This window comes from Streptomyces sp. RKAG293 (assembly GCF_023701745.1).
Classification (GTDB): domain Bacteria; phylum Actinomycetota; class Actinomycetes; order Streptomycetales; family Streptomycetaceae; genus Actinacidiphila.
On sequence record NZ_JAJOZB010000002.1, the window covers coordinates 40,322 to 65,069 of the forward strand.

General features: G+C 70.6%; 33 protein-coding genes. 6 read left to right on the forward strand and 27 right to left on the reverse strand.

The annotated features are described in order from the left end of the window. The first annotated feature begins 4 nt into the window (after window positions 1-4). The 5 genes from LNW72_RS40390 to LNW72_RS40410 all read left to right on the forward strand — a co-directional run bounded on the left by LNW72_RS40390 (window position 5) and on the right by LNW72_RS40410 (window position 5,029). Window positions 5-193 (forward strand): hypothetical protein, encoded by a 189-nt coding sequence (locus LNW72_RS40390; protein WP_250980537.1) that lies wholly within the window; start codon window positions 5-7, stop codon window positions 191-193. 39 nt (window positions 194-232) lie between these two features. Next, complete coding sequence (locus tag LNW72_RS40395; protein ID WP_250980538.1) at window positions 233-646, forward strand: TadE/TadG family type IV pilus assembly protein; 414 nt, start codon at window positions 233-235, stop codon at window positions 644-646. Further along, window positions 643-1,095 carry a TadE/TadG family type IV pilus assembly protein gene (locus LNW72_RS40400; RefSeq protein WP_250980539.1) on the forward strand — a complete coding sequence of 151 codons (453 nt, stop codon included), beginning with the start codon at window positions 643-645 and terminating at the stop codon, window positions 1,093-1,095. Before LNW72_RS40395 ends, LNW72_RS40400 begins: the two co-directional genes overlap by 4 nt. Before the next feature lie 62 nt (window positions 1,096-1,157). Continuing rightward, window positions 1,158-1,544, forward strand: coding sequence for a pilus assembly protein TadG-related protein (locus tag LNW72_RS40405; RefSeq protein ID WP_250980540.1), 387 nt, complete (start codon window positions 1,158-1,160; stop codon window positions 1,542-1,544). Between the two features lie 8 nt (window positions 1,545-1,552). After that, entirely contained in the window at window positions 1,553-5,029 is a 3,477-nt protein-coding gene (locus LNW72_RS40410; RefSeq protein ID WP_250980541.1) for a LysM peptidoglycan-binding domain-containing protein, read from the forward strand. A gap of 431 nt (window positions 5,030-5,460) precedes the next feature. Here the strand turns inward: LNW72_RS40410 and LNW72_RS40415 are convergent, their stop codons facing one another. The 19 genes from LNW72_RS40415 to LNW72_RS40505 all read right to left on the reverse strand — a co-directional run bounded on the left by LNW72_RS40415 (window position 5,461) and on the right by LNW72_RS40505 (window position 17,502). After that, entirely contained in the window at window positions 5,461-6,798 is a 1,338-nt protein-coding gene (locus LNW72_RS40415; RefSeq protein WP_250980542.1) for a DUF2637 domain-containing protein, read from the reverse strand. 179 nt (window positions 6,799-6,977) lie between these two features. After that, complete coding sequence (locus LNW72_RS40420) at window positions 6,978-8,078, reverse strand: hypothetical protein (RefSeq protein ID WP_250980543.1); 1,101 nt, start codon at window positions 8,076-8,078, stop codon at window positions 6,978-6,980. Then, window positions 8,075-8,752: a plasmid partition protein gene (locus LNW72_RS40425; protein ID WP_250980544.1), complete on the reverse strand. Its 678-nt coding sequence runs from the start codon at window positions 8,750-8,752 to the stop codon at window positions 8,075-8,077. The genes LNW72_RS40420 and LNW72_RS40425 overlap by 4 nt, the downstream gene beginning before the upstream one ends. Before the next feature lie 527 nt (window positions 8,753-9,279). Further along, window positions 9,280-9,696: a hypothetical protein gene (locus LNW72_RS40430; protein WP_250980545.1), complete on the reverse strand. Its 417-nt coding sequence runs from the start codon at window positions 9,694-9,696 to the stop codon at window positions 9,280-9,282. Window positions 9,697-9,913: 217 nt separating this feature from the next. Further along, window positions 9,914-10,159, reverse strand: coding sequence for a hypothetical protein (locus tag LNW72_RS40435; RefSeq protein WP_250980546.1), 246 nt, complete (start codon window positions 10,157-10,159; stop codon window positions 9,914-9,916). Window positions 10,160-10,257: 98 nt separating this feature from the next. Then, complete coding sequence (locus tag LNW72_RS40440; RefSeq protein ID WP_250980547.1) at window positions 10,258-10,455, reverse strand: hypothetical protein; 198 nt, start codon at window positions 10,453-10,455, stop codon at window positions 10,258-10,260. A 32-nt stretch (window positions 10,456-10,487) separates the two neighbouring features. Then, window positions 10,488-10,697 (reverse strand): hypothetical protein, encoded by a 210-nt coding sequence (locus LNW72_RS40445; RefSeq protein WP_250980548.1) that lies wholly within the window; start codon window positions 10,695-10,697, stop codon window positions 10,488-10,490. A gap of 35 nt (window positions 10,698-10,732) precedes the next feature. Next, entirely contained in the window at window positions 10,733-11,179 is a 447-nt protein-coding gene (locus LNW72_RS40450) for a hypothetical protein (RefSeq protein WP_250980549.1), read from the reverse strand. Beyond that, window positions 11,176-11,850, reverse strand: a complete 675-nt coding sequence (locus LNW72_RS40455; protein WP_250980550.1) for a GGDEF domain-containing protein — start codon at window positions 11,848-11,850, stop codon at window positions 11,176-11,178. The genes LNW72_RS40450 and LNW72_RS40455 overlap by 4 nt, the downstream gene beginning before the upstream one ends. Window positions 11,851-11,938: 88 nt before the next feature. After that, the gene (locus LNW72_RS40460) at window positions 11,939-12,220 is read right to left on the reverse strand and encodes a hypothetical protein (RefSeq protein ID WP_250980551.1); all 282 of its coding nucleotides are present in this window, start codon (window positions 12,218-12,220) and stop codon (window positions 11,939-11,941) included. Between the two features lie 84 nt (window positions 12,221-12,304). Beyond that, window positions 12,305-12,853, reverse strand: a complete 549-nt coding sequence (locus LNW72_RS40465; RefSeq protein ID WP_250980552.1) for a hypothetical protein — start codon at window positions 12,851-12,853, stop codon at window positions 12,305-12,307. Between the two features lie 13 nt (window positions 12,854-12,866). Beyond that, window positions 12,867-13,067 carry a hypothetical protein gene (locus LNW72_RS40470; RefSeq protein WP_250980553.1) on the reverse strand — a complete coding sequence of 67 codons (201 nt, stop codon included), beginning with the start codon at window positions 13,065-13,067 and terminating at the stop codon, window positions 12,867-12,869. After that, window positions 13,064-13,330, reverse strand: coding sequence for a hypothetical protein (locus LNW72_RS40475; RefSeq protein ID WP_250980554.1), 267 nt, complete (start codon window positions 13,328-13,330; stop codon window positions 13,064-13,066). Before LNW72_RS40475 ends, LNW72_RS40470 begins: the two co-directional genes overlap by 4 nt. Next, on the reverse strand, window positions 13,327-14,286 hold the full coding sequence (locus LNW72_RS40480) for an ATP-binding protein (RefSeq protein ID WP_250980555.1): 960 nt from the start codon (window positions 14,284-14,286) through the stop codon (window positions 13,327-13,329). The genes LNW72_RS40475 and LNW72_RS40480 overlap by 4 nt, the downstream gene beginning before the upstream one ends. After that, window positions 14,283-14,624: a hypothetical protein gene (locus tag LNW72_RS40485; RefSeq protein ID WP_250980556.1), complete on the reverse strand. Its 342-nt coding sequence runs from the start codon at window positions 14,622-14,624 to the stop codon at window positions 14,283-14,285. Before LNW72_RS40485 ends, LNW72_RS40480 begins: the two co-directional genes overlap by 4 nt. Then, the gene (locus LNW72_RS40490; RefSeq protein WP_250980557.1) at window positions 14,621-15,217 is read right to left on the reverse strand and encodes a hypothetical protein; all 597 of its coding nucleotides are present in this window, start codon (window positions 15,215-15,217) and stop codon (window positions 14,621-14,623) included. Before LNW72_RS40490 ends, LNW72_RS40485 begins: the two co-directional genes overlap by 4 nt. A 216-nt stretch (window positions 15,218-15,433) precedes the next feature. Next, entirely contained in the window at window positions 15,434-15,952 is a 519-nt protein-coding gene (locus LNW72_RS40495) for a hypothetical protein (RefSeq protein WP_250980558.1), read from the reverse strand. A gap of 28 nt (window positions 15,953-15,980) precedes the next feature. Beyond that, window positions 15,981-16,400, reverse strand: a complete 420-nt coding sequence (locus LNW72_RS40500) for an RRQRL motif-containing zinc-binding protein (RefSeq protein WP_374117451.1) — start codon at window positions 16,398-16,400, stop codon at window positions 15,981-15,983. A gap of 301 nt (window positions 16,401-16,701) precedes the next feature. Beyond that, window positions 16,702-17,502, reverse strand: a complete 801-nt coding sequence (locus LNW72_RS40505; protein ID WP_250980560.1) for a hypothetical protein — start codon at window positions 17,500-17,502, stop codon at window positions 16,702-16,704. A 114-nt stretch (window positions 17,503-17,616) separates the two neighbouring features. Here LNW72_RS40505 and LNW72_RS40510 point away from each other — a divergent pair, with 114 nt between their 5' ends. Further along, window positions 17,617-17,808, forward strand: a complete 192-nt coding sequence (locus LNW72_RS40510; RefSeq protein ID WP_250980561.1) for a hypothetical protein — start codon at window positions 17,617-17,619, stop codon at window positions 17,806-17,808. An 83-nt stretch (window positions 17,809-17,891) separates the two neighbouring features. Here LNW72_RS40510 and LNW72_RS40515 read toward each other — a convergent pair whose 3' ends face one another. From LNW72_RS40515 to LNW72_RS40550, 8 genes are all read right to left on the reverse strand, one after another. Continuing rightward, entirely contained in the window at window positions 17,892-18,395 is a 504-nt protein-coding gene (locus tag LNW72_RS40515; RefSeq protein ID WP_250980562.1) for a hypothetical protein, read from the reverse strand. Window positions 18,396-18,487: 92 nt separating this feature from the next. After that, window positions 18,488-18,679 carry a hypothetical protein gene (locus LNW72_RS40520; RefSeq protein ID WP_250980563.1) on the reverse strand — a complete coding sequence of 64 codons (192 nt, stop codon included), beginning with the start codon at window positions 18,677-18,679 and terminating at the stop codon, window positions 18,488-18,490. Between the two features lie 78 nt (window positions 18,680-18,757). After that, window positions 18,758-20,209, reverse strand: a complete 1,452-nt coding sequence (locus LNW72_RS40525; RefSeq protein WP_250980564.1) for a transfer protein — start codon at window positions 20,207-20,209, stop codon at window positions 18,758-18,760. After that, window positions 20,206-21,048: a hypothetical protein gene (locus LNW72_RS40530; RefSeq protein ID WP_250980565.1), complete on the reverse strand. Its 843-nt coding sequence runs from the start codon at window positions 21,046-21,048 to the stop codon at window positions 20,206-20,208. The genes LNW72_RS40525 and LNW72_RS40530 overlap by 4 nt, the downstream gene beginning before the upstream one ends. 81 nt (window positions 21,049-21,129) lie before the next feature. After that, window positions 21,130-21,564, reverse strand: a complete 435-nt coding sequence (locus LNW72_RS40535; RefSeq protein WP_250980566.1) for a hypothetical protein — start codon at window positions 21,562-21,564, stop codon at window positions 21,130-21,132. A gap of 11 nt (window positions 21,565-21,575) precedes the next feature. Beyond that, a complete protein-coding gene (locus tag LNW72_RS40540) occupies window positions 21,576-23,804 on the reverse strand; it encodes a hypothetical protein (RefSeq protein WP_250980567.1) in 2,229 nt (742 codons plus the stop codon). A gap of 133 nt (window positions 23,805-23,937) precedes the next feature. After that, complete coding sequence (locus LNW72_RS40545; RefSeq protein WP_250980568.1) at window positions 23,938-24,138, reverse strand: hypothetical protein; 201 nt, start codon at window positions 24,136-24,138, stop codon at window positions 23,938-23,940. 3 nt (window positions 24,139-24,141) lie between these two features. Then, window positions 24,142-24,654 (reverse strand): hypothetical protein, encoded by a 513-nt coding sequence (locus tag LNW72_RS40550; RefSeq protein ID WP_250980569.1) that lies wholly within the window; start codon window positions 24,652-24,654, stop codon window positions 24,142-24,144. Window positions 24,655-24,748: the final 94 nt, after the last annotated feature.

Sequence of the window (24,748 nt, forward strand, 5' to 3'; positions counted from 1 at the left end):
GCTCATGGACATCCAGATCCTCACCGTGTGGATCCGCAGCCACTACGCGACGCTCAAGGCGGGCCGCGATGCCGGCCAGACCAGCACCGAGCTGGCGCTCATCGCCGGTGCGCTCCTGGTCGGCGCAGGCCTGCTGGTCGTGGCCATCCGCGGCAAGCTCCTGGAGAAGATCGGCATCATCAACGGCGGATGAGCGATGAGCACGGACCAGCACACGGAGAGGGAGAACAAGGTGAAAGCCCAGCGAAGCCGCTGGCGGGCCATGGCCGCGCGCCTGCGCGGCAGTCGGGGATTCGCCAGCGTCGAGTTCGCGGTCCTGGCCGTCGTGGTCCTGGCGCTGATCTTCACCGCCCTCCAGGTCGGCCTGTACTACCACGCACGCAAAGTCGCCCAGTCCGCCGCACGGCAGGGCGTCGAATCCGGCCGTGCTTTCGGTGCCACCCCAGACGACGGAGTGCGCCAGGCCGACGACTTCCTCGCCAAATTCGGCAACAGCGTGCGCGACGCCCAGGTCTCCTCCGCCGGCAGCACGCCGGAGCAGATCCGCATCACCGTGACCGGACACGTCGCGACCCTGGTGCCCGGGCTGGAACTGGACGTCACCCAGTTCGCCGACGGCCCGATCGAACGCTGGACCGCCCCATGACCCGCCCGCACCGCCTCCGAATCCGCAGCGAACACCGCGAACGGGGCAGCTACGCGCTGGAGACCGCGGTCCTGGCGCCCGTCGTCATCGGCCTTCTGGGGTTGATGGTCGCCTTCGGCCGGGTCGTCGACGCCGAGGGCGCCGTGGACTCCGCGGCCCACGCCGCCGCACGCGCCGCATCCTTGGAACGCGACGGCGAGCACGCGCAGTCCCAAGCCCAGACCGCGGCCGACCGAAGCTTGGAGGGCGACGGCATCACCTGCCAGACCTCCAGCGTGCTGGTGGACACCGGCGGCTTCTCCCTGGACGTCGGCACGGAAGCCACCGTCACGGTGACGATCTCCTGCACCGCCAACCTGGCCGACATCGGGCTGCCTGGCCTGCCGGGTTCCAAAACCCTCACCTCCAGCTGGACGAGTCCCATCGACACGTATAGGGGCCGGCAATGATCCGTGCGCTGCGCCGATGCGCCCACCAGTGCCGGCCTTCAGGAGACCGGGACCGGGGTTCGATGTCCTTGTTCTTCGCCGTGGCAGCACTGGCGATCTTCATGGTCATGGGGCTGCTCGTGGACGGAGGCGGCGCTCTGAACGCCGCCAACCGTGCCACCTCCCTCGCCCAGGAAGCCGCCCGCACCGCCGGCGAGCAACTCGACCCGGCCCAGGCCATCGAGGGCACCGCCATCACCATCGACCCGGACGCCGCCCGCACCGCCGCGCAGGACTACCTCGCCGCAGCAGGCGTACAAGGCGACGTGGAGATCACCGACGGCGGGCAAACCCTCCTCGTCAACGTCCACAGCACGTACCAAACGCTGTTCGCCTCCATGGTCGGCAAGTCCACGATCCATGTGACGGGTAGCGCGAAAGCCCATCTGCAGACCCAAGCTGGAGGCTGAGCCGCACCATGGCCCCCCACACCCCCGGACCGCTGCGCACCCTCGGCGTCCTGCTGCGCGCCCTTGCCGGCCTCGCCCTCCTGCTCGCCCTGATCGCAGGAGTTCCCTACGCGCTCCTGGCGATCGGGCACCAGCCCACCGAACTGTCCGGCGGCCTGGACCTGCTGCTGCGCCAGGACGACGGCACCTTGTTCCTGGTCGTCATCACCCTCCTGGGATGGGCCGCCTGGGCCGCTTTCACCCTCTCCGCGCTCGTGGAGATCGTGGCGGTACTGCAGCGCCGCTCCGCCCCCCGGATCCGCGGTCTGAGCGGTATGCAGTCTCTCGCCAGCTTCCTCATCGGCGGGATCGTGCTCCTCGCGCCGACCGCCGCATCCGCAGCGACCGCCACCCACGCCGCCGCCGTCACCGTGACGCAGAGCGTCGCCCACGGCCAGGGCAGCGCGAGCGCCTCCGCATCGTCCACGCCCTCAGCGGATGCCACGCACTGGCTCACGCACACCGTCACCTCACCCACCGAATCCCCATGGGACCTCGCCGAGCACTACCTCGGAGCCGGCCAGCGGTGGAAGGACATCGCCGCGCTGAACCCCGAGATCCACCAGCTCGCTGCCGGCGACGGCTACCTTCCGCAGGGCGCGGTCATCAAGCTGCCCGCTGATGCCCGCACCACCACACCGACCACCAGCCCCGATCCCGCTGCAGACGCGCTCACCACCACCCGGGCGGAAGGTTCGCAGGAACATCCGGCAATGCCCGCCAGTACCAGGCCGGCCACCACGCCAGCCACCGCCGGAAGCGGGCCGGAGGTTCCGACCATCTACACCGTCGTGCCCGACGACTCCCTGTCGGGCATCGCGCAGGAGCAACTTGGCGACGCCGACCAGTGGCCGAAGATCTACAACCTGAACGCCGGCCACCTTCAGCCCGGCGGTCACCATCTCACTGACCCCGACCTGATCTACCCCGGCGAGCACCTGACCCTGCCCGCACCGGCCGAGACCACCCCGCCCTCGGCCCCGGCCACACCCCATCCTCAGCAGAAGCCCTCCGGCCCCACCGAGCAACCCCCGACGCACGCGCCGACCGAGCACCCTGCTCCCGCGCCGTCCACGACCGCCCCGGACAGCCGCCCTTCCCGTGAGCAGGCGTCGCCGAGCACGCAGTCGCCCAGGCCGAGTACCACGCCGTCCGTTCCGGCCACCCGGGCGCCGGCCCCGAACAGTGTCCCCTCCCCCGCCGCCCCGGTGCCGGCGGGCACCACCACGGCGGAGAGCACGGCCACCGGCAGCCGGATGCCGGTCTACGCACTCGGCGGCGGGCTGCTGGCCGCAGCGCTGCTCACCCTGCTCGCCACCCGCCGCAAACTGCAGCAGCGCCGACGCCGCCCCGGCCGCCGCATCCCGCTACCCACCGGCAACGCTGCCGCCACCGAGAGCGCCCTGCGCGCCACCGAGAACCCCGACGGCGCCGAGTTCATCGACACAGCGCTGCGCACCGCCGCCGTACACCTGACCGCCGCAGGGCGGGAACTGCCCGAGCTGGCCGCCGTGGTCTACGCACCGGCTACGGGTCTGCTGCTGCACCTGGCCGCGGCCGCCCCACCAGTGCCGCCGTTCATGGTCACCGATGAGGACCGGAGCCGGTGGCACTGCCCGGCCAACACCACCGAGCTCCTTGAACCCGCGGACACCCGCACCGTCGATGCCCCCTATCCGGCCCTGGTCACCCTCGGCGGGGACGCCGCCGGCCAGACAGTGCTGGTCGACCTGGAGCGCTACGGAGCCGTGCAGATCACCGGCCCCGATCGGCTATCGGTCCTGCGGGCCCTGGCCGTGGAGTTGGCCACCTCGCCGTATGCCGACCACCTCGATATCGCTGCTCTGGGAAACAGTGCCTTCGCTGGGCTGCCCGCCCTGCTCCCCGAGTGGTTCGCCGCGCCCGTCGATGTCGCGTCCGCGCTACGGGCGGTAGCCGCTCACCACACCGATCAGCAACAGGCACTCGCCGCCGTGGGCGCCGACAGCCTGCGCCAGGCCCGGCTCGGCGAGGATGGCGCAGCGTCCTGGACCCCGTACCTGCTCCTCGCCGCCGACGACATCAGCGAGCACGGTGCGCACAAGCAACTCGCGGCCATCACCGACGCGCACCCCCGCACCGCCACCGTCATCATCACCACCAACGACCCGGGCTCCGGAGCCGCTTCTCTGCCCTCGGCGTGGACGATCGACGCCTCCCCCGCCACTGCGGTGCGGCTTCCCGACACCGAGATCGTCTGTACTCCTCAGGCCCTGTCTGATCAGGACTACGCCGATGTCCTCGAACTGCTCACGCTCTCCGATGAAGCCGCCCCCGACGTGCCGGCGCGCCCCGACCCTGTGCCCGCCGTTGCCCTGGAGTCCGTCCCGGCCGAAGTGCAGGAGCCCCCCGCTGTCGCGGTGCTGGCCCCGTACCACCATGATCCGCGCGTCCACGCGCGGATCACCGAGGACGACGCCGACCTCTCCACCGCCCCATCGTTGCCATCTCCCCCTGCGGGTCCGGACGTCAACGGCCTGGACGGCATCGGCCAAGACAGCGACCGCGGGCTCCTGGCCGGCCTCGCGGATTTCGGTAGTGAACTGGACGACGAGTCGGAGCAGTCTTTCCCGGGCACCAGGGCGACGACGCCCGCCGGCATTCCGATCACCGCCCCGCACTCAGAGGGCGAACCTGCCCCGGAGCCTGCGGCCAAGGAAGTCCTTCGTGGTCCGGTCATCCAGGTACTGGGGCCCGTGGATGTGGTCGACGCGCAGGGCACTTTGGAGACGAAGCACCGCCGCACCTTGACGGAGCTCGCCGCGTGGATGGTGCTGCATCCCGGCCTCGACCACCGCGCCCTGGACGAAGCGCTGTGGCCCGGCAGGGACGTCGACCGGAAATCCCGCAACCCGTGGATCAGCCGCCTGCGCGGCTGGCTCGGCGCGAGCGCCGACGGCACCAAGCACCTGCCTCTCATCGCCAACACCGCCGACGCCCGCTACCGGTTCTCCGACACCGTCAGCTGCGACTGGCACCAGTTCCAGAACCTGGTAGCCGCTGGAAAGCGCGCACCGCTGGCCGACGGCGACGCAATGCTGCGCACCGCGTTGGAACTCGTCCGCGGCCGACCGTTCGCCGCCGTCCCGCCACGTCGCTACCACTGGGCCGGGCATCTCGCCCAGGACATGATCGACGCGATCATCGACGCGGCCGCGACGCTGGCCGAGCGCCGGCTTCAGGCTGCCGATCCGCGGAGCGCGTTGTGGGCCGCGACCAAGGGGCTGGACGTCGCGATGGAATCCGAGCGGCTGCACCGGCTGGCGTTCCAAGCGCACCACGCCCTCGGGGACTACGACGGGTTGGAACGCGCAGCCACACAGCTCGAGAAACTGTGCGACGAGCTGCACTCCGACATGGAGGACGCGACCGCGGAGCTCCTACGGACCCTGCTCGCCCCCGCATAGGAAGATCTGGATGGCACGGCGCTGACCTGCGGTGCAATCGGCCGGTGCAAGCATGTGTGCAACCGGTCCCCCGCGTCCTGCAGCGCTGGCGCAGTCGACCTCCGCCGTCTCTGAGTCTGCTGCGCAGCCGCCGCTCCAGACGCGGGGCGGCTCACGACGCCGGGCGCACAGCCGGTGCTTCACCCGCGTTGGATACTGCGCAGCATCCGCGCGGGACGGTTGGAACGTCGACAGGTGCGGACGGAGATGACGCGGCCGGCGGTGGATTGCGCAGTGCGCAGTGCCGGGGTTCGTCGGGGGATTGCGCAATGCGCAGCGCCGCGATCCGGGGGCGTTGCGCAGTCGGTGCGGCTCCTGCACAGCGTTCCAACGGTTGCGCATTCCAACGCCGGCCCTGTTCCAACGGCGTGCATCCCGCATCGTTGGAACGGTTAGTCCGCCGGTTGGAACTCGCGACGGACGGCCCCCAGGTACTTGCGCGTGGTGCCCTCCGACAGGCCCACCTGTTGCGCGAGCCGGGGCGCCAGGGCGTTGTCGGACTCCGCCCGTTCAGCCGGGGTCATGCGCGCGAAGATCGCTCTCACCCCGGCCTTGCCCCTCAGGAGCAAGGCTTCCCTGTCCTCTGTCGTCGCGACGGCGGAGCGAGTGGCCGTGGCGGCAGACGTTCCCATCGCGCTGGCCTCGGTGGGCCGATCCGGTACCCGGGAGTGCACGGTGGACGCCCTCGGCGCGGTGTGCCGGGCGGGCGGCACCCCGGCGTACCGCGGTTGCGCACTGCGCAGTTCCTGCTCTTGGAACTGCGCAACGACAACTGCAGCGTCGTCTCGCGATTCGTTCCAACCGCCGTCGCGTTCCAACCCCTCGGTCGACGGCGCCGCGGCTGGCTCGCCGGGATGTCCGGGCATCTCCTGGGCAGGTGCTGCTTCGCTCGGCGTCGCCGCCTGCTGCGGTTCCCCGTTCTGTTGCGTCTCCCCCGCCGCTGCGGATTCCTCGGGTTCCAGGAGTTCCAGCGCTGTGGTCTGGCGCGGGCGCAGGACGGCGGGAGCATCGATGCCGGCCGCCGCGAAGCCAGCTGCTGCTGTCTCGGCCAGCGGTACTCCGAAGCGGGCAAGCCGCAACGGCATCATGGCCTCGATGGGGGCCTTTCGGCGCCAGGCCCGGCCGTAGCGGGCTTGGAGGCGTGCCTGGTAGACGAGGCGGTCCTGCTCCAGGCGGATGACCTGGTCGTAGGAGCGCAGTTCCCACAGCTTCATGCGGCGCCACAGCTTGAAGGTCGGGACCGGTGCGAGCAGCCACCGCATGATGCGCACCGATTCCATGTGCCGGTCGGCGGTGAGATCCGCGATCCTGCCCAGCGCATGCCGCCCCGCTTCCACGGACACCACGAACAGCACCGGAATGATGCTGTGCATCCCGACGCCGACCGGGTCGGGCCACGCTGCGGCGCCGTTGAACGCGATGGTAGCGGCGGTCAGCAGCCAGGCCGTCGGGCGGAGCAGCGGGAACGGGATGCGCATCCAGGTCAGCAGCAGATCCAGTGCCAGGAGCACGACGATGCCAGCGTCGACGCCGATCGGGAAGACGTTCGCGAACCAGCCGAAGCCCTTTTCGTCGGCGAGGTGGCGGACCGCAGCGTACGAGCCGGCGAAGCCGATGCCAGCGATGATGACTGCACCGGTCACCACCACCGAGATCAGAATTCGGTGCGCGCGTGTCAGCGTGATGGGCGTCGCCTTCCCCGCAGTCACGTGCTGCCACCCCTCCTGCATCAGTGTGTTACTCCTGAACGGTCTTCACCGTCTCACGATGGATTGCGCGCCGGGCCTGTTCGGGGCGCTCATGGCGCGGATCGTCAGCTAAAAGTGATCACCGGGGGAGCAGAAAGGAGGCGGGCCCGCCCGGGCCCGCCTCCTTGAGCCCGTGAGTCACCCAAATTTGGGTGACTGCGCTACCGGTCTCCGAGCGCATCCTGGGCCGCGTTGAGGATCGTCGTAGCCGCAGCAGCGATCCCCTTCAACACCTCCGGGGAAGCGCCCGCCAGCTTGCCCTCGATGCCGTGGCTCAACTCCGTGAGCGCCTCATTGATCGCCTGGGCCCACTCCTCGTCGACGATTTCAGCGTCCACAAGGTCGGGGTCGTCTGCACGGTCGGCGTCATCCACGTCACCCAAATTTGGGTGATCCGGGAGTCGCGAGCCCTCCGGCGCCGAGGAGTCACCCAAATTTGGGTGACTCGAGGGGTTGGGGTTATCGACGTCCTGGGGGCCGCCGTCGGCCGCTGCTTTCGTGGCCGGGGGACTGGCCTGGGCAGGAACTCCGGCGTCAAGGGCCTTTATGCGGGCGACGAACTCGGCGACGGGAAGCGGAGTGTCAGACGGTCGCCCCGCGATCGCCGTCTGCTCGATCATCGATGTCAGGAGAGTCGCCGTCACGCGCTGGCCGTTCTCCTGCGCCCAGGCGCGCAGCTTCACGTACCCCTGCGCAGTTCCATCAAGATCGAACTTCGGGACCAGGGGGAGCAGGGCCCGGACGTGCGAGGCCGGGACCATCCGGGGAGTCGCCCAAATTTGGGCGATCGCCCTCGCCAACGGGTACTCAAGGATCATGCGGTTGGCATCGGACTCGCTCAGTCCGATCTCCTCGCAGTACTCGGGCCAAGTCCTGCCGTTCTCACGGAACAGCTTCCGCTCCCGGAGTGCGTGGATGGCCATGCCGCGCATCCACTGCGCCTGATCGGCATTGGCAAGAGCACGCTCACACCGATCGAGTTCGTCGAGCTCCTCGGCGGACAGCTCCCCTGATGCATCGACCGCTTCGGTGGATGGCAACAGATCCGCGGTGAACGGCTGCGGCCGCCGCGCGGCAGGCACCTTTTCGGGGAGCACCGCCGGCGAACCGCCGCTGCTCCCGGAACCGGATTCCGTACCCGTGGGCGGTTCGGCGGGGGGTGCACCAGTTGCCGCTGCGGCTGCTTCGCGCTCAGCCTGGTCCTTCGCGTCGCGCCGCTTCTGCTGCTCTGCCCTCAGCCGCTGGGTGTGCGTCTGGCTCACTTCAGCAGACCCCTCTTCTCGAGCTCGGTGACCAGCTGGCCGAACGGGCCCTTGCTGGCGCCGGTAATGGGATAGCTGACGGACTGGCCGAACTGCTCGCTACGGGGGATCACCGTGGTGAGAACGTTCCAGCCTTCGTCTTCCATCATTCCGCGGTAGATGCCCGTGGAGCTGGCCCCGGTCACGCTGCGGTTGAGCAGCACCCACGTGGGGGGCGCCGTGCGGTCCGCTCGCAGGGCGGCACTCATCTTGATGACGTCGCTGATCTTCGTCTTGTCGGGCGGGTCCACGATCCGGTCGAAGTCCGCCTTCGTCGGAGCCATGTGCAGGATCACCAGGTCCGCCACGCGCAGGACGGAGTTGGTGATGTCGGGGTGGTTCTCGGTGTGACCGCAGTCGACGATCGCGATCTTTCCGTCCGGCACGGTGACTTCGGTGTGGAACTTGGCGGTGGCCGCCGGCTCGACGGGGAAGGTGAACTCGCCCGTCACGCTCCATGCGTGGAACTGCTGGCTATGGTCAGCGTCGAACCCAACTACGTCGTAGTCGTGCTCTGCCTCCTGCAAGGCATGCGCCAACCATCCGGAATTGGTCGTCTTGCCGCCGGTGCGGGGGACACGTTCGCGATGAGCATGGGTCGACCCTAACGGCCCGGACGAGATCACCACATCCACCCCATGCAGTCGGACCGCATCCGTGACCCCCACAGTGGCGCCCTAAGAGCCCAGATCACTCATTTAGCCCAATCAACACCCCATCGCCGAGGGCTAGATCGGCTGTGCGGCGCTCTGACGGCCTCGGAGGGGCTTCACCGTCGCGCCATACCGGCGGCCGCGAGATCGGCCGCGCACGGCGCCGTTCTAGGCGTCGCCTATTGCCTAGTTCGCGAAATATTTCCGATTCCGCCCACCTGGTCGTCTCGGAACGGGTCGCCTTGCTTCACGGCGCACAAGCCGTTGACCAACCGTGCCGAGCACCTCGCAGCACCGCTGACTCGTGTCCTGACGGCCGGGGGCCGCCGCTCTCCCCAATTGGGGAGTTTCGTCTCGTAGGCCACGACCGACGCGGGAAAGTCCCGAAACGCAAAGAAGGCCCGGCGCCGGTAATCAACCGGGGCCGGGCCTTCAGTCTGGGAGGGGTGGCATCCGGGACGGCCGAGCGCGAAGCCGGCAGCCGTCCCGGGCCGTCGTGGGTTCTCGGATCAGGGCTCGAGGGCGGGGGAGGCCGAAGGTTCTTGGACCACGAGATCGTCGATGTTCTGGCGGTGTGGGTCGTGGTACGCGTTGAAGGCGTCGAAGTCGAAGGGCACCGCCTCGGCTACCGATCCCGGTTGGTGCAACCGCTGGCGCAGGCGCGCGGCATCGTGGTCGGCGTGGTGGCATTGGGTGTAGGGGCCGATGCGGAGGAGTGGTCGGCCGGGGCAGGTGATGTGGACGGCGTAGTGGGCTGGGGGCAGCGGCTGTTCAGGCAGCGCCCGTCCGTACGCGGCGTGGCTCAGAATCCGGTAGGCCGGCTGCCAGACGCCGACGATGAGGTGACGGTCGCAGCGGAGCCAGCCGGTGCTGACGCTGCGGTCGTACGGGACGACATGGGGAGTGTCGGGGTGTTGCAGGCTCACGGCGATGGCATCGGGTCCGTGGTCGTCGCCAGGCCGGGGGTGTGCGCGCTCGACGAACGACCCTATACGTACGGCGATGTCATCGCCGCTTCCGGCGGTCCAGGGCTTCGGATTCTTGAGGACCTGGAGCAGGGCGCGGAACTCATCAATGACGGCCTGGTCCTCGGGGAGGGGTCGGTTCCGGGGGCGTTGCCGCAGCGGCGGAAGAGACGGCGTTTCATCGGGAGGCCTCCTGTGTGTGGGTGGGGTGGGCGGTGTCGGGCGTCTTGAGTACGCGCGGCAGGTGGGCGTGGAGGTGCTCGACTTCAACCTGTCGGCCGCGGCCCCGGAGTTCGCCGGCAAGGAGCTCAATGAGGCCGCATGCCCGGTGCCGCCCGCTTGCGAATCCGATGGCGATGCGGCGAGGGCTGGCGGGCAGATCGGCGGCATAGCGGATGGTCTCGAACGTCTCGGTCTCGGTCATGCACGCCTCTCGGTTGGGCGGGCTAGTTGGGGCACCGGGGCGGCCGGAGTCGTTGCTCGGCAGCCGCCCCGGGCCGTGCAGGGTGGTGGTGCGGGCGCTCAGGCAGTGGGGGCGGGGGCGGCGAGGTGGGTGCGCAAGTGCCGGGTGCGGGCGTCGGCGGCCAGGAGCTCGCGGTTGCGCCGCTGCTGCTCGGGGGTCAGCGGTCTGGCCTGCGGGTCCCGATGCCACAGCGGCGAGGCGGGTGGCTCGGGGTAGGCCAAGGCGTGGTCGACGTCGTGCTGTGGGGTGTTGCTCATGGGGGCCTCCGTCGGGAGGTGGGGGGGGAAGCTCAGGCGTGGTCGGTGTTCCGGCCGGCTTTGGGCGGGTCGGAGACGAACCGGGTTTCGCCGGGGTGCGCCGCGTTCCAGCTCTCCGCGCAGGTTTTGTGCACGGGCTCTCCGGCGTGGGATCGCAGCGGGGTGGTCTTCGGGCACAGCACGCACCGCGCGGGCCAGGCGAAGTGGCGCCCGTCGCGCCAGTCCAGGAGACGGACCGGCACGACGGGCGGTGCCGGTGTGGGAGGTCGGCGGGTGGTCACGGCCGCAGGTCGGGCAGCTGCTGGAGGACCTGCGCGATCAGGTCCTGGGTGGGCTTCCACGGCACGAGCTGCCCGCGCGCGGGCAGCGGCAGGGCCAGTGCCTGAACGTCCGTTAGTTCGAGGTGCCACATCCCGATCTGCGCCCAGGGGGTACAGGGCGGGCAGCCGGCCGGGTCCTGGTGGCAGTCGACCAGCCGGGCGACACCGATCACTGCACCGGTGGTCAGGTCGCGGCCGCGGATCGTGCGCGCGACCAGGGGTTGGCGCAGGGCGGGCCGGTCAATGGTCAACCCCGCGTGCAGGAGCAGCCAGCCGCGCCACGGCCAGGAACGGGGGCGGTTCTCGATCGTTTTGACCCCAGCCGTGATGCAGGCGGCGTGCGGCTGCTGGATGGTGATGCCGCGGATCCAATCGCTTTCCGGCGGGTGGGTGGCGGTGCTCATGCCGCTCGCCCCCACATGGCCGTGCCCGGTCGGCCTGCCCGACGCCCGTTGATGGTCGACGTCGTGCAGTGCGCGGTGGTGGCGAGGTGAGCGCGGCCGGTGTGCTTGCCGTCGTACAGGGCCGCGTCGGCCGCGCGCTGTAGCTGTCCCAGATCGCGGGTGCCGATGGTGTCCGGGGTCGCGGCGCCTACCGAGGCGGCGATGTCGATGGTGCGGCCGTCGTCCAGGGAGATCGGTGTGTGCAGCATCCGTACCAGCTGTTCCAGGCGGCCTTCGCGGGCGCCGCGCGGCAGGTCCAGCACGATCGCGAACTCATCCCCGCCGAGCCTGCCGACGGCGGCGCGCTGGCCCGCCCATGCGGTGAGCCGGGCCGCGATCGACACCAGGACGGCGTCGCCCGCCGCATGGCCCAGGCTGTCGTTGATGGCCTTGAACCGGTCGGCGTCGACCATGACCACGGCCGTGTCGTCGTGGCGGGCCAGGATGCGGCGGGCGCGGGCGGTGTACGCGTCGCGTCGCAGCGCCCCGGTGAGCGGGTCTTTCTTCGTGGCGGCGAGGCGCCGGTGCAGTGTCAGGGCGTGCACGGTCCAGCCGGCCAAGGGGAGCGCGGCTGTGGTCACTAACAGGGTGCGCTGTCCGGTCCGGGCCTGTACGCGCAGGGTGGGGGACATACTGGTTTCTCCGTCTCGTCTCGTACGGGGTGGTGAACCCGGGGCAGGCGACGGTTTCGACGCCTGAAGCGCCTGTCCCGGGGCGAATTCACAGCAGGTTGCTGGGGTTGACCCACTCCTTCGTGGTGGCCAGGTGCCACTCCAGGACCCAGTCGGGACGCAGGCCGTGCACAGCCCATCCGTCGCTGGAGTCGTCGGGGGCCGGACGGCTGGCGGACGCGTACTGCGCGGCTCGGTCGTAGGCGCTGTGCGCGCTGGCCAGGGCCTCGCCCGGTCCGGCGGCGCGGCCGGTGAAGACGTGAAGACCGCGCCGTCCTTGCTGCGTTGCGTGGTGTATCGGGACGTCGACCTCGTAGCGGGGGTGTGTCATGACGTCCATCTCCTTCCGTGGTGAGGGACCACCGCGACCGCCCCGGCCCCGGCTGTGCGGGGTCGGGGCGGCACGGAGCGTCCGTCAGGCCACGGCCGGCGGAGCGGGCAGCGCACGGCAGGTGCGGGCGTGGTCGGTTGCAGCGTCGCGGATCAGGAGAAAGTCCTGAGCGAGGCTGCCGCTGTGGTCACGGCAGCCGGTGCAACACCACCAGGCCGGGCCCGGGGCGTGCAGCTGGTTCTCCGGCCACGGGTCCGCCCCTGTGATCTCCACCTCGGCTTCACTGCCACCGCGCCCTTCCAGGCGCACCCACACGTGCATGGGCCCTCCGGTGAAGGGCGCGTCCAGGCGCAGCAGGATGTGCCCGGTGGCAGTGCGGCGGATCTGTCCGTCACGTTCGGCGGTGTGCAGCAGCTGGTGCAGGCGGGCCCGGCTGCCGAACGGCTCCGACCCGGGGATGCTCTGCAGGACGGTCCACAGCTCGGCGGGGGTGGTGCGGTCCCCAACAAGGCGCGCGTGGTCCAGCAGTCGAAGCAAGACCTCGTACGCGGCTTCGTGGTCGAATCGGCCGCTGAACTGGTCAACTCGTAGGCCGGCGAACAGGCCGTCGAGGGTGTCGGTGCTGGTGGTCACAGGGAACTCCTTCTCAGAACGGGAGGTGGATGGTGATCGGGATGCGCGGGTCACCGGTGCTGGTGTGGACGGTGCGGCGGTGCGCGGTGAGGCCGGCGCCCCCGCCTTGGATCGGCAGGTGGCAGTCGGGGCAGCTACGGACCCAGTCGTCACCGGTCGGGAGGTCGGCCGGGGTGAGCGGGTGCGGGTGGGGCCCGCCGGCGGCGCGGCTCACCGGCCTCCGCCTCCCGTCGGCTGCCGGTCAGCGAGGGCCAGGAGCTCTGCGGCGAGATCCGGCGCGGCCAGGATGGTGCGCAAAATCGAGGCGAAGCCGGACCGCTCGGTGGCGTTGAGCCGGTCCCACACGGCGTGGGCGTCACCGTGCGCGCCGACGGCCTTGAGGTAGTCGGCCTCGGTGGTGGCGGTGCGCTCGGTGCCGCAGCGCCCGCACCGGACACCGGCCTGGTCCCACCCGCATTCGGTGGTTGTGGTCGTCATCCGCTGATCGCCTCCATGGCCTGCGCTTCGAGGTCGGCGCGGCCCTCGGGGTCGTCCTCCTGGTCCTCGTCGTTGTTCGGGCCGTGGACGGTGCAGACGATGTCCTCGTCGTCGTCCAGGTCGCCGTTCAGCGCCCGGAAGAGGCAGGTGACGCTGTAGGCGGGCGCCCAGGCGTAGCCGGTGCATTCGTCGTCGTGCGGGCAGGGCACCAGCACGTCGAATCCGATGTCGCCCTCGCCGTCGACGTCGGTGCGCAGGGCGAGGGTGAGGTACTGCTGACCGAGGCGGATCTCCGCGACGCGGTCGCCGCCGGCGACGTTCGAGCCGGGCTTCCAGCGCCACAGCGGCAGGATCTCCTCGCCGAACACCCGGCGTACGAGGTTCAGGTCACCGAGGCCAGCGCCGCCGTCCAGTCCGAGGTCGGCCTGCCGGGTCTCGCTCAGGCGCTCCAGGTACGGCAGCAGCCGGTAGAGGCTGTCGGAGAAGACGATCTCCGGGAAGCCCTCCGCCTTGAGGGTCCGGTGGGAATTGACCATGTCCTGACGCTGCTGGATGACCACCTCCTCCGGCACCGTGCGGTTGGCGGGCCGCGGGCCCTGCCGCTCGATGCAGACGCTGCCGGGGGTGGCGACCATGACCGCGATGGGGAGCATGTCGTGCCGCTTGGCTGCGGCGATCAGCGGTTCCCGGGCGGACTCGGTGACGTTGGTCGCGTCGACGACGGTGAACAACCGCCGCCGCATCCTCGCCTCCAGGAGCAGGTGCAGGGCGGCGACGGCGTCGCCGGTCGCGTCCTGGTCGCCCGCGTCGTCGCTGACGACCTCCCGCAGCGCGTCCAGGGACAGGACCTGCGAGGCGGGCCAGGTGCGCGCGACCGTGGACTTCCCGGCTCCAGAGGGGCCGATGAGGACCACAAGGCTGTGCGCGGGAATCTGCGGGTAGATCAGCTCGGTCATGCGGATTCTCCTTGCGGGTGAAGGGTGCGGGCAGCCCAGATGAGGCGCTGCCCGGCGTTGTCGGTGAGGAGGGCGGCGGCTTCGTGCAGCGGGCAGGAGGCGTCGCCGTCGCGGTCGGGCTCGATCTGTTCGGCGCGGCGCGCGGCGACGGTGACCAGCTGCGCCAGAGCCGGGATGAGGCCGCCGGGCGGGTCGGTGTCCTCGATGAGCTCGCGCAGGATCGCGGCGAGCTCCTCCTGGTCGACGTCGGCGGCGCTGAGGTCGTCCTCGATCTGCTGGAGAGCCAGGGAGGCGATGCCGACCGCTGCGCGGACGCGTTCGATGCGGGTGCGGGTCACCGGCGGCCACCGGAGCGGGTGGTGAGCCAGGTGGTGACGGCAGCGGCACCGATGCCGATGGCGCGGTGCAGGGCCGCGTCCAGTTCCATCCACGCACTGCCCGGACCGGTGAGCTCCTTGGTGAGCACACCTTCGTCGTCGAGGCGGACCGCCTGGCAGTGCTCGATGTATCCGGTCTTCTTGGTCTTCTTCGCCAGCCACAGCAGAACGGCGCCGCGGTCGATCGCGGCGTGCGTTCCGGCGTTGATGGCCGCTCCGGCGAGCAGCGCGGTGGGCGTGACGCGGTAGCCGAACGCGCGGGTGATCGCGATGGTCGCCCCGAGCTGTACGGCGGTGTAGGACGCGACGTGGCAGGCCACCGCACGCCTGCCGAGGGAGCTTGCGGTCCGGGTCGGCTCGTTGTCGCGGTCCGGGTCGTCGGGGTCGACAGCGCATCCGTCGGAGTAGACGAGGTGGTCACCGTAGAGCCGCTTCCGCGAGGCCGTCTTGCTACCCTGGACCCAGTGGTCACAGGCCGGATGCAGCTCGCCGAAGAGGGCCAGTAGGGTGCCGAAGAGGGCCAGGCGCTCGGTGGTGTTGGGCGGTCGGTGCATGCTGGGTTTCTCCTGATCTCGATATGGGTGAAGGGAGCGGGGCGGCCGGCCTCCTTGCCGATGCTGCGGTCGACCCCGTGTGCGGCTCCGCCCCCGGCCTGCGCGGCCGGGGGCGGAGTCCGTTTCAGAACGGCGGTTCGTAGGCGGTCGCGGGCAGCGGCAAGAGCAGCCGGATGGTGACCACGGCGAGGGCGAGGGTCCGGGCGCGCGCCGGGCTCAACGCGGGATAGGGCAGAGGGTGAAGCGCAGTCCGCTGGATCCGGCGTCCGTCGCGGTGAGCAGGCTGGGCTCGTTCGCGGTGAGCCGTGCCATCGCTCCCTTGATCCAGGCGGTGGTGCGCTGGAGGTCGACGCGCTGCGCGTGGAAGTCGGCGATGTGCACCCGGACCTCGTGGCGGGAGCGCAGGTTCCACAGGTGGTTGCGGATCATCGCGTCGGCCGTGGCGTCGTCCGGCCGCGCCGGGATGCCGCGGGACATCGCCCGGCACGCGGCGGCATGCGCGTTGGCGGCCATGGCGGCGTCCGTCTCCGACATCGGGTTGTGGGCCACGTTCTTGGACGCGCGCCAGGCGCAGCCGAGGCAGGCAGCCGCGCAGGTGGCGGTGGCCCGGTCGGCGTCGGCGGCGTACACGAGGATGGTCGCGCCTTCCAGCGCCCGGTAGCGCTGGGAGACGATCGTGCCCTCCGGCGACCAGGTCTCAGGGGTGGGCGCGGTGCGGGTGAACAGTGCCGACATGGTGACTCTCCTTCGAGAGATTCATTGATCAGGCGGCGAGCCGGTGGAGGACCGGGGCCGTGGCAGCGAAGTAGCTGCTGGGGTCCACGGGGGTGCCGTCGAAGCACTCCAGGCAGCAGCCGAGTTTCTTGGAGAGGCAGAAATAGAAACGCCTCCCGCAGTCGCCGCAGGTCTGGCGAGCTGCCATCGCCGCGTCCAGAGCCCACTCCTGAGCGAGCGTCGGAACGCGCTTGGGCACGGCCAGATCGACGCGGAGCAGGAAGCCGCGGGTGGGGTGGATGCACGACCACTGCGGCCGGTATCCGCACCACTTGCAGCGCAGGATCGCGACCGGCCCGTCGTTGTCTCCGGGGCTGAGGCCCAGATCCCGCAGCTGACGCCTGGTGACCAGGCCGTCGGGGACAGTGCCGCGATCGAACTCGGGCAGGGTCGCGTCACTGCGCGGCACCCGCCTCACCTCGCGGCGGCGGCGCCTCGTTCGGCGGCGCGGCATCACCGGCGCCAGGTGCCGGGCAGCCGGTCGGGGCGGTGCGGGTAGCGGGGGCCGGGGCGCTGCGGGCGAGGCCGACCGATGCGGCGACGCGGGCGGGGGATGAGCACGGTGTGTCCTCCAACAGGGTTGACGGCGGGCAGTGCTGCGCCCCACCGGCACGAGGGCCGCGGTCGGGGCGTGTGGTGTGGTGGGTGGCCGGGCGGCCTGTACGGCTCTCGCCTGCGCGGGGCGGGCGAGAGCCAGGCAGGGCGACGGGTCAGCGCTTCTGGAGCGGGTGCACGTTGTCCGGGGTGTGGTCGACGGGCGGGGCGGGGAGGTGGATGTGCGGCTCGATCTGGTGGCCGGCGTTGTGGATGTGGGTGAAGAAGGTCGGGCGCAGGGTCAGGCCGCGCAGTGCGAACGCGGAGGTGGCGGTCCAGGCGAGGACGGCGAGCCCGGTGGCGATGGTGCGGCCGTCGGCGGGTGCTGAGCTGTAGACCATGGCGATGCTGGCTGCGCCCCAGGCCGTCCAGGTGAGGCGGGCGCCGCTGCTGCGGAAGAACCCGCCGACCAGGCCGAAGAGGCCGACGATCTGCCAGAGGGTGTAGACGGTGGAGGCGCTGATCTGCAGCGAGGCGCAGTGGGCCGCGATGTACGAGCGGATCGGTTGGTCGACCACGGCGAAGACGCCGGTGGAGGTGTCCTCGCTGACCTGGACGCGCGGGACGGCGGTCAGCAGGCGGCGCAAATCGTGGGCCAGGACGTCGGTGGCGGCGTCCAGCAGCAGGATGACGAAGCAGATCCCGGCCAGCCCGAGCGCGGATTTCACCCAGGTCGCCATGCCGTGCCAGCCGAGGGTCGGGGCCTGGCGCAGGTCTTCCCAGCGGTCGTGCAGGAAGCCGCCGTCGTCCCACGCGTCGGCCCACGCCATGCGAAGGGCTGCCAGTCGCGGCTCTTTCGCTCCGGCCGCGGGTTGCGGCGGGAGCGACGGGACGTTGGGCGCCTGGTCGTGTTGGGCGGCCAGGTGTTCCTGGCGCTGGCCGGGGATGTTCGGGGTGCGGTCGTTGTGGTCAGCCACGGTCGGCTTCTCCTTCGAAGGCGGTGATGCTGCGGACGCAATGGGAATGGGCTCTGTTGCCGGGGCCAGGTGGTGCGACAGGCTCGGGCAAAACCAGGCAGCAGGGGGCGCAACATGGCAGTGGAGTTCGACTCGGTGATCGCCGACGGAGTGATCTATCCGGCGTTCACGGACGACAACGGGGTGTTATGGATCGACGACGAAGACGACTACGAGGTCGTCGTCGACCACGCGATCGTCGATGGCGTGATCTATGAGGCGGAGACCGATGAGTACGGCCGCCTGCTGATCTACCTGGACGACTGACCGCGGGCTGCTCCGGGCGGCCTGCCCCGTACTCGACTCCCGGCCGTGCGGGGCGGGGTTCGAGTACGGGGCAGGGTGCCGGGTCAGTTGTGGATGTCGTTACGGGTGCGGGCGAAGAACATGCCGCGCGTGGTGCTGTTGTTGTGAATCTCGGTCTTGTGGGTGACCGGGCCCTGGTAGATGTTCTTGGTGACGGCGGAGCGGGCGCGGTTGATCGCGCCGCCGATCGCGGTGGCGGCCATGGCCAGGCCCGCGAACGGCAGGGTGACCATCAGGACGCCGGTCAGCGTGACCGAGGCGAGGCCCTGCAGAACCAGCCAGGCGCCGCAGCCGATGCCGGTGACGCCGGCGCCGACGCCGATGGAGGCGACCGCGATCCCGGCCGCCCAGGCGGGCACGATCCGGTGGTCGTCCTGATGGACGGGCGGGGTGTCGCCGTAGGCCGGCACGGGGGAGTCGTCGCGGAACGACGTCGGGAAGTGGCGGACCGGCTGCTCGGGTCGGAACTCGGTCTCGATGATCCGCTTGGCTTCGGCGGCGGCCTCGGAGTCGGACAGCGGGCGGCCGGCGGTGGGATGGAAGTCCATCGTGCGTTCTCCGTTCGGGACGGGTGCGCCCTCCCTGCCGGGGTGGCGGGGAGGGCGCGAGGCGGGGGAGCGGGGCGGGGGAGCGGGGCGGGTTATCCGAAACTGCTGATCCATCCGGCGACGCTGCTGATCCCGTTGGTGATGGCGGGGGCGATGCCGGTGGAGGCGAGGGTGAAGCCGAACAGGACGGCGGCGAATGCGGGCCACAGCCGCAGGTAGCCGGTGCGCAGCAGGATCAACACGATGATTCCGGCGAAGACGACCAGGGAGACGGTCAGCGCCACGGCGGGGAACTCCTTCGGGAAGGCCGGCGTCCGAGCGGGGCGTGAGGCCCGGCCCGGTCGAAGAGGGAGGGGGCGGGGCTATTTCCTGAGGGTGGTCAGGATGTTGCGGACGCTGCCGAGCTGGACCGTGCGGTCGCCGTCGGCGTTGACCAGCTCCAGGATCTGGAGCGCGTCCAGCTGCTCGTCGTGCGCGTCCAGGACGACCTGGACGCGGTCGCGCAGCGTGCGGGCGCGGGGCTTGCTCGCCGCGGCTGGGACCGGGGAGGCGGCCCGGGTGCCGGCGGAGCCGCCGGAGCCCTTCTTCTTCTTTTTGCCGCCGCCGCCTTCTTCGTCGTCCTCGTCTTCCTCGGGCTCGGGGAACACGGCCCGGTACGCCTCCATGCCGTCCAGGCGCTGGCCGTAGGCGTCACCGATGAGGTCCCAGGCGTCCTGCTCGATCTCCGCCGGTGCGCCGGGGCCGTAGAGCTCCAGCACTTCGGGGTCCAGGCCCTCGGTGGGCAGGTCGGAGCCGATGTTCCAAAACCGCATCTTGCTGGACGGGTAGCGGCCGTTGACGTTGTACGCGGTGCCCTGTGTGCCGGGCAGGTCGTCGTCCTCGTGGTCTTCGTCGAACTGGCTGATGAGGTCGACTTCGCCCGCGTACTTCGGGATGGGTGCGAGGACCTGGCCGGTGGGCAGCAGGCCGTCGGTCACCAGTTGCTTCATCATCGAGCTGGTCCAGCGAAGGAGGACGACTTCGCCTTCCTTCAACATGGCCCGCAGGGTGTCGCTGCCGCCCATCTCCTCGAGGTGGCCGGCCTGTGCGAACAGGCCGATGCCGATGCCCAGCGAGCGGCCGGTGCGGCCGATGTCCTTGATGTAGAAGGTCGCTTCGTCGCGGTAGGGCGCGCCCTTCTCGAGTAGCCGGTTGGCCTCGTCCACGATCTGGTAGATCAGCGGGTCGGGGCGGCCGATGAGGAACTTGGAGCGGCCCATCCTGGAGTAGCGGTCCTGGCGGTCCATCATGGTCAGCCACGTGGTGCGCAGCTGCGCCATCGTGCCTTCCTGGGTGGTGACCCGCCAGGCGACGTTCCCGTCGGTGCCGTGCCCCTTCTGCCCGAACGCTTCCGGTGCGGACTGGCCGCCCTTGAGGTCGGCGTACAGCACCGCGATCCCGGAGCGCTTCATCGCCGCGAGGATGATCTGCCCGGCGGTGGACTTGCCCGCGCCGGTGGTGCCGAACAGCAGCAGGCGCTGCGCGGAGCCGGATTTGGGGTCGTACAGGCGCAGTAGGGAGGCTCGGCCGTTGTGGTAGCGGCCGATGTAGATGCGGCCCTTGGCGTCCATGAGCAGCATCTGCGGGTCGGCCAGGATGACCTGGGCGAGCGGGTCGTGGGGGTAGATGGTGACCAGCGCCTTGGATGTGCCGTTGGTTTCCACCGCGAGGCGGTTGACGTCCTTGATGCCGAGCGCGTCGGCGAGGCGCATCGGGTGGTAGCTGATGATGTCGCCGGCCGGTGCTTCCACGGTCAGCTCGAAGATCCTGCTCATGCGCGGAGTTCCTTGGGTTCCTCGTCGGGGATGTCGACGGTGCGGATCTTGGTGATGACCGTGCCGGGCATGCCCTTGGGGGCGATGAGCTTTTCCCAGGCGGTGTAGAGGTCCAGGGCCTGCTCGGGGGCCTGGCCGACGGTGAGCCGGCGGACCCCGGCGCCCTGGCGGGGCACGGGGGTAATGGCGATGTCGTCCTCGGGCCAGTTGATGGCGGCGGACAGCTCCAGCAGGTCGATCTTGGGGACCGGCTTGCCGGGGAGGGTGGAGCGGATGACGGCGCTCATCGAGTCGTCGCCGGTCCGCTCGATGTGCTCCAGCACGGTGTTCGGGGCGGCGCCGTCCTCGATGGCGACGTGGCTCGCCCAGAACGCGGCCATCGGGTGCTGGGGCCCGTCCTGGACGGTGTCGGCGGCCAATAGTTCCTGCGTCTGCTCGATGGCGTGGGGGGTCAGCGACTTCTCGCGGCCGGCCAGGACGCGGGCCATGCGGGCCGGGCGCACGTAGAGCACCACGGCCGTCCAGCCGGCGTCGGCGAGCAGCTGCCAGTACCAGTCGATGCCGGGCACGATCCGCTGGGCGGTGAGCAGCGCGGCCATGGACAGCGAGGGGGACAGGTACAGGCCCATCGCGGTGTTGCCGACCGGGTTGCGCGGCAGGGTCACCGACCACAGGGCGCCCCATCCGGCGCAGCCGAGGGCGGCCAGCATGCAGGGGCCGTAGAAGTCGTGGGTGAAGGTGCCGGTGGCGAGCGCGCCGGTGCCGGCCACGGTGGCGACGCGGCCGAATGCGTTGCGGGCCAGAGCGAAGCGGCCGCGCAGGGGTCCGAGGCGGATCATCGGGGGCTCTCCTTGTCAGGGCATGGGGAAGGGCGGCGAACCCGTCGTGGGGTTCGCCGCCCTTGGTGCGGGGTGGGTGGGTCAGCGGTTGCTGTAGAACTCGCGGTCGGCCATCTCGATGCCGTCGGGCATGTTGTTGGCGGCGTCCGCGACCGCGCCGTAGTCGGCGATGTGGCCGTCGGCGGTCTCGTGGAACAGCGAGGACATCTCCTCGCACTCCACCGCCATGGCCTCCGCCTCTTCCTTGCAGTCCCGCATCACGGTCGCCGCTTCGCGGTGCTCGTTGATGGTGGACTGGTCGACGGCCTTGGACGCGGCGAGATCGGCGAGGCGGTCGACGGAGCTCGCGCAGTCCTCCACGTACTTGAACGTGGAGCGGACCTGCTCGGACAGGCCCATCATGGTGGCGCTGGCGGCGGTCAGCTGCGCGACGACGATGCCGAAGCGGACCGCGCCAACGATGGCCGAGCCTGTCCTGGCGAGGGCTCCGCCGATCACGGGAAGGAGATCAGACACGTGGGTTTCTCCTATTCGACGTGGTAGTCGCGCTCAGCGGGTGCGGCGTGGCCGTGGTCGCGGGTGACGTCGGCGAGCGGCTTGTGGCGGCGCTCCGCGTTCTCGCCGGCGGTGCGGATGGCCTCGGATGCGGCGGGCAGCTTCTCCGCCAGGGCCTCCGCCTTCGCCTTCACGCTGACGGCCTTCTCCGCGAGGATCAGCACCCAGCCCTCCAGGACACCGGGGACCTTGAGGTCGACGATCTTCTGGTGGAGGGCCTCCAGCTTCGTCATCATCTTTTCGCAGCCCTCAGCTGCGGCGTTGGCCTCATCGACGCCCGCCATGATCTCTTCCGCCATGTCGGCGTCGGAGTCGATGACGTCGTAGATCGTCAGGTCGCTGTCCGCGTACTGGGTACTCGGTGCTCGCGTCGGGACGGGCACACTCACTCCGGTTCCTCCTGTCCTTGATGCGGGAATGACCCCGGCGGCAACGCCAGCCCGTCGGCGCGCATCACGCTGACGTGCCTCCCAGACGTGGCCGCCGGCCTGTTCGACGGTGGTCGTGGTGCCTTCGGCGTAGCCCCAGCCCGGGGGCGGGCCGAAGCCCCCGCCCGGTGCTGCGCCCGGCCCCGGCGTGGTGCCGGTGCTGGTGCTGGGCGGGTCGGGCTCGGAGCGTCCGGAGCGGCGGGAGCTCGCCCGCTCCCACCAGCCGCGGCGGGTGCTGGACTTGTCGGCCTTCGACTTCGGGCCCGTGCTGGTCGGCCCGGTCGACTTCGGCCCGGTCGTGCCCGTGCCGCCAGCAGGGCCGGCGGCCGGGCCCGACCCGGGGTGGCGCGGCCTCTTCGTGAGCCGGACCTTCTTGCGGAGGTTCACCTTCGGGGCCGTCCCGCCGGGGCCGGCCGGGCCGCCCGAGCTGGGCTTCGGCTTCTTCGTGAGGCTGACCTTCGGTGTCGCCGCCGTACCCCCCGCGCCGGGAGTTCCGGCCTTGGGCTTCTTGCTCTTCTTGCCTTTCCCCTTGGGGACCGTGGTCAGGACCGGAGGGTCCAGCCGCTTGCGGCGCTTCTTCAGCCGCCGCGCCGATTCCTTCGCGATGGCCGCCGCCAGTGTGACTCGGCCCTTGCCCTTGCGCTTCGGGCCGGGGCGGCCGCTGCCCGGCTTCCCTGCGCCTTTCTTGCCCTTGGCCTTGCGAACCGTGGTCAGGACGGGCGGGGACAGCCGCTTGCGGCGCTTCTTCAGCCGGCGCTCCGCTGCCGTCGCCACCGCTTCCGGCAGGGTGACCCGGCCCTTGCCGCCCGAACCCGTCCCCGACGTCTTGGACTTCGTGCCCGACGTCCCGGACTTCGTTCCGGTCGTGCCGGTCTTGGACCCGGGCCCGCGGCCCGACTTCGAGCCGGAGGACGGGGTGGTGCCGCCCGAGCCGGACTTGCCGGAGGTGCCGAGGGTGCCGGTGCCGCTCTTCGGCTTGGGGCCGTTACGGATCCGGTCGGCGGCCCGGTCGCGGACGGCTCCGGAGAGGCCGCCGGAGTTGTTCCTTGTGCCGGTTGTCGGGGTCCTTCCGCCCCCGATTCCGGGCTTTCCACCGCCCTTTGCCCCGGAAGACTCCAGGGGACTCCTGCGGCCTCCGCCGCTGCCTCCCTGCCCTCCGCTGCCCAACGTCGGCGTACGGCCACCAGAGCCGCCGCCAGGCGTCTTGTTGGGTGTCTTGCCTCCGCCCCCGCCCGGCGGCTTGGAGCCGCCGGAGGAACGGAAGGTATTCGGAATGTTGTTCTTTCCGGAATTCGTCCGGCCGCCCCCGCCGCCTGCTGTGCGGGTGCCGCGCCCGAATTCCGGGCCGGACTGCAAGCGGCCTTTCTGGCGGGCCGCTTCCACCTCGATAGAGGCTTTATCGGCCGCCGCCCGCTGCTGATCCGCAATGGCCCGGTGGTGTTCGTGCCGGGCTTTCAGATAAGCGGTTGCATTCCATGCACCGCGCATTGCGGCGACGGTAATACCGGCCATCATCACCACCGACATGGCGGCGATTCCCGGCCCGTCCGGACTGTCCGGGAGTCCGGGGTCCGCGTTCGCGGTGGTCGTTGTACTGCCGCCCCCGACGCTGGAATTCCCGGCCACCAGGAGGGAGGGCGGGGGCGCCAGGGCGGGCAGCGTGGGCAGGGAGGGGGCCGCGGCCCCGGGCGGCGGAGTGCTGCCCACCGGTCCCGGGATCGTCAGCCCGCCGGGGAAGCCGTAGACGGTCCCCCCAGCGTCGTCGTCGGCCATCGGCCGTCTCCTTCGATCAGTCACTCAGTGTGGCGAACCCGGGGGCCCCCACGCGCGCGTATAGGCGCGCATGATGGGCCCCCCGGATTCACGGAGTGAGGCGGTGATGATGAGCGGTGATGAGCGCGGAGCGTTACGGCGAAGGCCGCCGGCCCTGCTGCTCCGTGGTCCAGCGCTGGAGCAGCACGACCAGGTCGGCCCATGCCGTGTCGTCGGTGCCCGCCAGGAGGCGGGCCAGGTCCCACATCGCGGTCGCTCGCGCCTTGTTCGTGGTGGTCTCCGCCAGGCGCTTGTCCCAGCGGGCGACCTGGCCCTTGGAAAGCTGGGCAGCCACTGATCAGGCCCTCTTTTCCAGGAAGTCCAGGAAGGTGTGGTCACCGTCCGTGCCGGTTTTCTTCGCGACCGCCTTCCCGTCGCCGGTCGGCTCGGCCAGGGCGCTCGTGAGGCCGTTGAGCTGCCCGGCGGTGTTGACCGCGCGGGCGGTGCTCAGGCCCTTTTTCCTGGCCTTCTCCAGCTCCCGCTTTTCCGCGTTCGCCTCCCGCTTCTTCGGCAGCTCCACATACCGCTTCTGGAATTCCGCGTCCAGCTTTCCGGCGTGATTCACCGCGTCCCGCAGGTCGCTTTCGAGCTTCGCCAGCGGGCGCGACGCCAGATAAGCGCGGATGCGAGCCGCGAAGGGCTTGTCGCCCTCGATCTCGATGTTCTCCAGGTCGGCCCGGTACTCGTTGAGCAGCGCCTGGACCTGGTCGGCCATCTGCCGCAGCCGCTCGCGCTGCTGGGCGGCGTACAGGGCGGTGCCGCCGGGCTTCATCAGGTGGTCCGAGGTCCACCGGTTGTTGTTCTCGGGCATGGCTGAAGACCTCCAGGTCTCGGGGTGGGGAGGGGGAAGGGGTCCGTGTCCCCGAGGTCGTGTGTGCGGGGCCGGGATCGTGCTCGGTTCGGGC

Excerpts from the sequence above, each read along its gene's own strand:
- LNW72_RS40540 (WP_250980567.1), bottom strand. The coding sequence starts at position 23,804 with ATGGCCGACGACGACGCTGGGGGGACCGTCTACGGCTTCCCCGGCGGG.
- LNW72_RS40550 (WP_250980569.1), bottom strand. The coding sequence starts at position 24,654 with ATGCCCGAGAACAACAACCGGTGGACCTCGGACCACCTGATGAAGCCC.
- LNW72_RS40450 (WP_250980549.1), bottom strand. The coding sequence starts at position 11,179 with ATGAGCACCGCCACCCACCCGCCGGAAAGCGATTGGATCCGCGGCATC.
- LNW72_RS40390 (WP_250980537.1), top strand. The coding sequence starts at position 5 with ATGGACATCCAGATCCTCACCGTGTGGATCCGCAGCCACTACGCGACG.
- LNW72_RS40415 (WP_250980542.1), bottom strand. The coding sequence starts at position 6,798 with ATGCAGGAGGGGTGGCAGCACGTGACTGCGGGGAAGGCGACGCCCATC.
- LNW72_RS40490 (WP_250980557.1), bottom strand. The coding sequence starts at position 15,217 with ATGCACCGACCGCCCAACACCACCGAGCGCCTGGCCCTCTTCGGCACC.
- LNW72_RS40455 (WP_250980550.1), bottom strand. The coding sequence starts at position 11,850 with ATGTCCCCCACCCTGCGCGTACAGGCCCGGACCGGACAGCGCACCCTG.
- LNW72_RS40400 (WP_250980539.1), top strand. The coding sequence starts at position 643 with ATGACCCGCCCGCACCGCCTCCGAATCCGCAGCGAACACCGCGAACGG.
- LNW72_RS40495 (WP_250980558.1), bottom strand. The coding sequence starts at position 15,952 with ATGTCGGCACTGTTCACCCGCACCGCGCCCACCCCTGAGACCTGGTCG.
- LNW72_RS40525 (WP_250980564.1), bottom strand. The coding sequence starts at position 20,209 with ATGAGCAGGATCTTCGAGCTGACCGTGGAAGCACCGGCCGGCGACATC.
- LNW72_RS40510 (WP_250980561.1), top strand. The coding sequence starts at position 17,617 with ATGGCAGTGGAGTTCGACTCGGTGATCGCCGACGGAGTGATCTATCCG.
- LNW72_RS40530 (WP_250980565.1), bottom strand. The coding sequence starts at position 21,048 with ATGATCCGCCTCGGACCCCTGCGCGGCCGCTTCGCTCTGGCCCGCAAC.
- LNW72_RS40435 (WP_250980546.1), bottom strand. The coding sequence starts at position 10,159 with ATGACCGAGACCGAGACGTTCGAGACCATCCGCTATGCCGCCGATCTG.
- LNW72_RS40460 (WP_250980551.1), bottom strand. The coding sequence starts at position 12,220 with ATGACACACCCCCGCTACGAGGTCGACGTCCCGATACACCACGCAACG.
- LNW72_RS40410 (WP_250980541.1), top strand. The coding sequence starts at position 1,553 with ATGGCCCCCCACACCCCCGGACCGCTGCGCACCCTCGGCGTCCTGCTG.
- LNW72_RS40480 (WP_250980555.1), bottom strand. The coding sequence starts at position 14,286 with ATGACCGAGCTGATCTACCCGCAGATTCCCGCGCACAGCCTTGTGGTC.
- LNW72_RS40475 (WP_250980554.1), bottom strand. The coding sequence starts at position 13,330 with ATGACGACCACAACCACCGAATGCGGGTGGGACCAGGCCGGTGTCCGG.
- LNW72_RS40515 (WP_250980562.1), bottom strand. The coding sequence starts at position 18,395 with ATGGACTTCCATCCCACCGCCGGCCGCCCGCTGTCCGACTCCGAGGCC.
- LNW72_RS40405 (WP_250980540.1), top strand. The coding sequence starts at position 1,158 with ATGTCCTTGTTCTTCGCCGTGGCAGCACTGGCGATCTTCATGGTCATG.
- LNW72_RS40440 (WP_250980547.1), bottom strand. The coding sequence starts at position 10,455 with ATGAGCAACACCCCACAGCACGACGTCGACCACGCCTTGGCCTACCCC.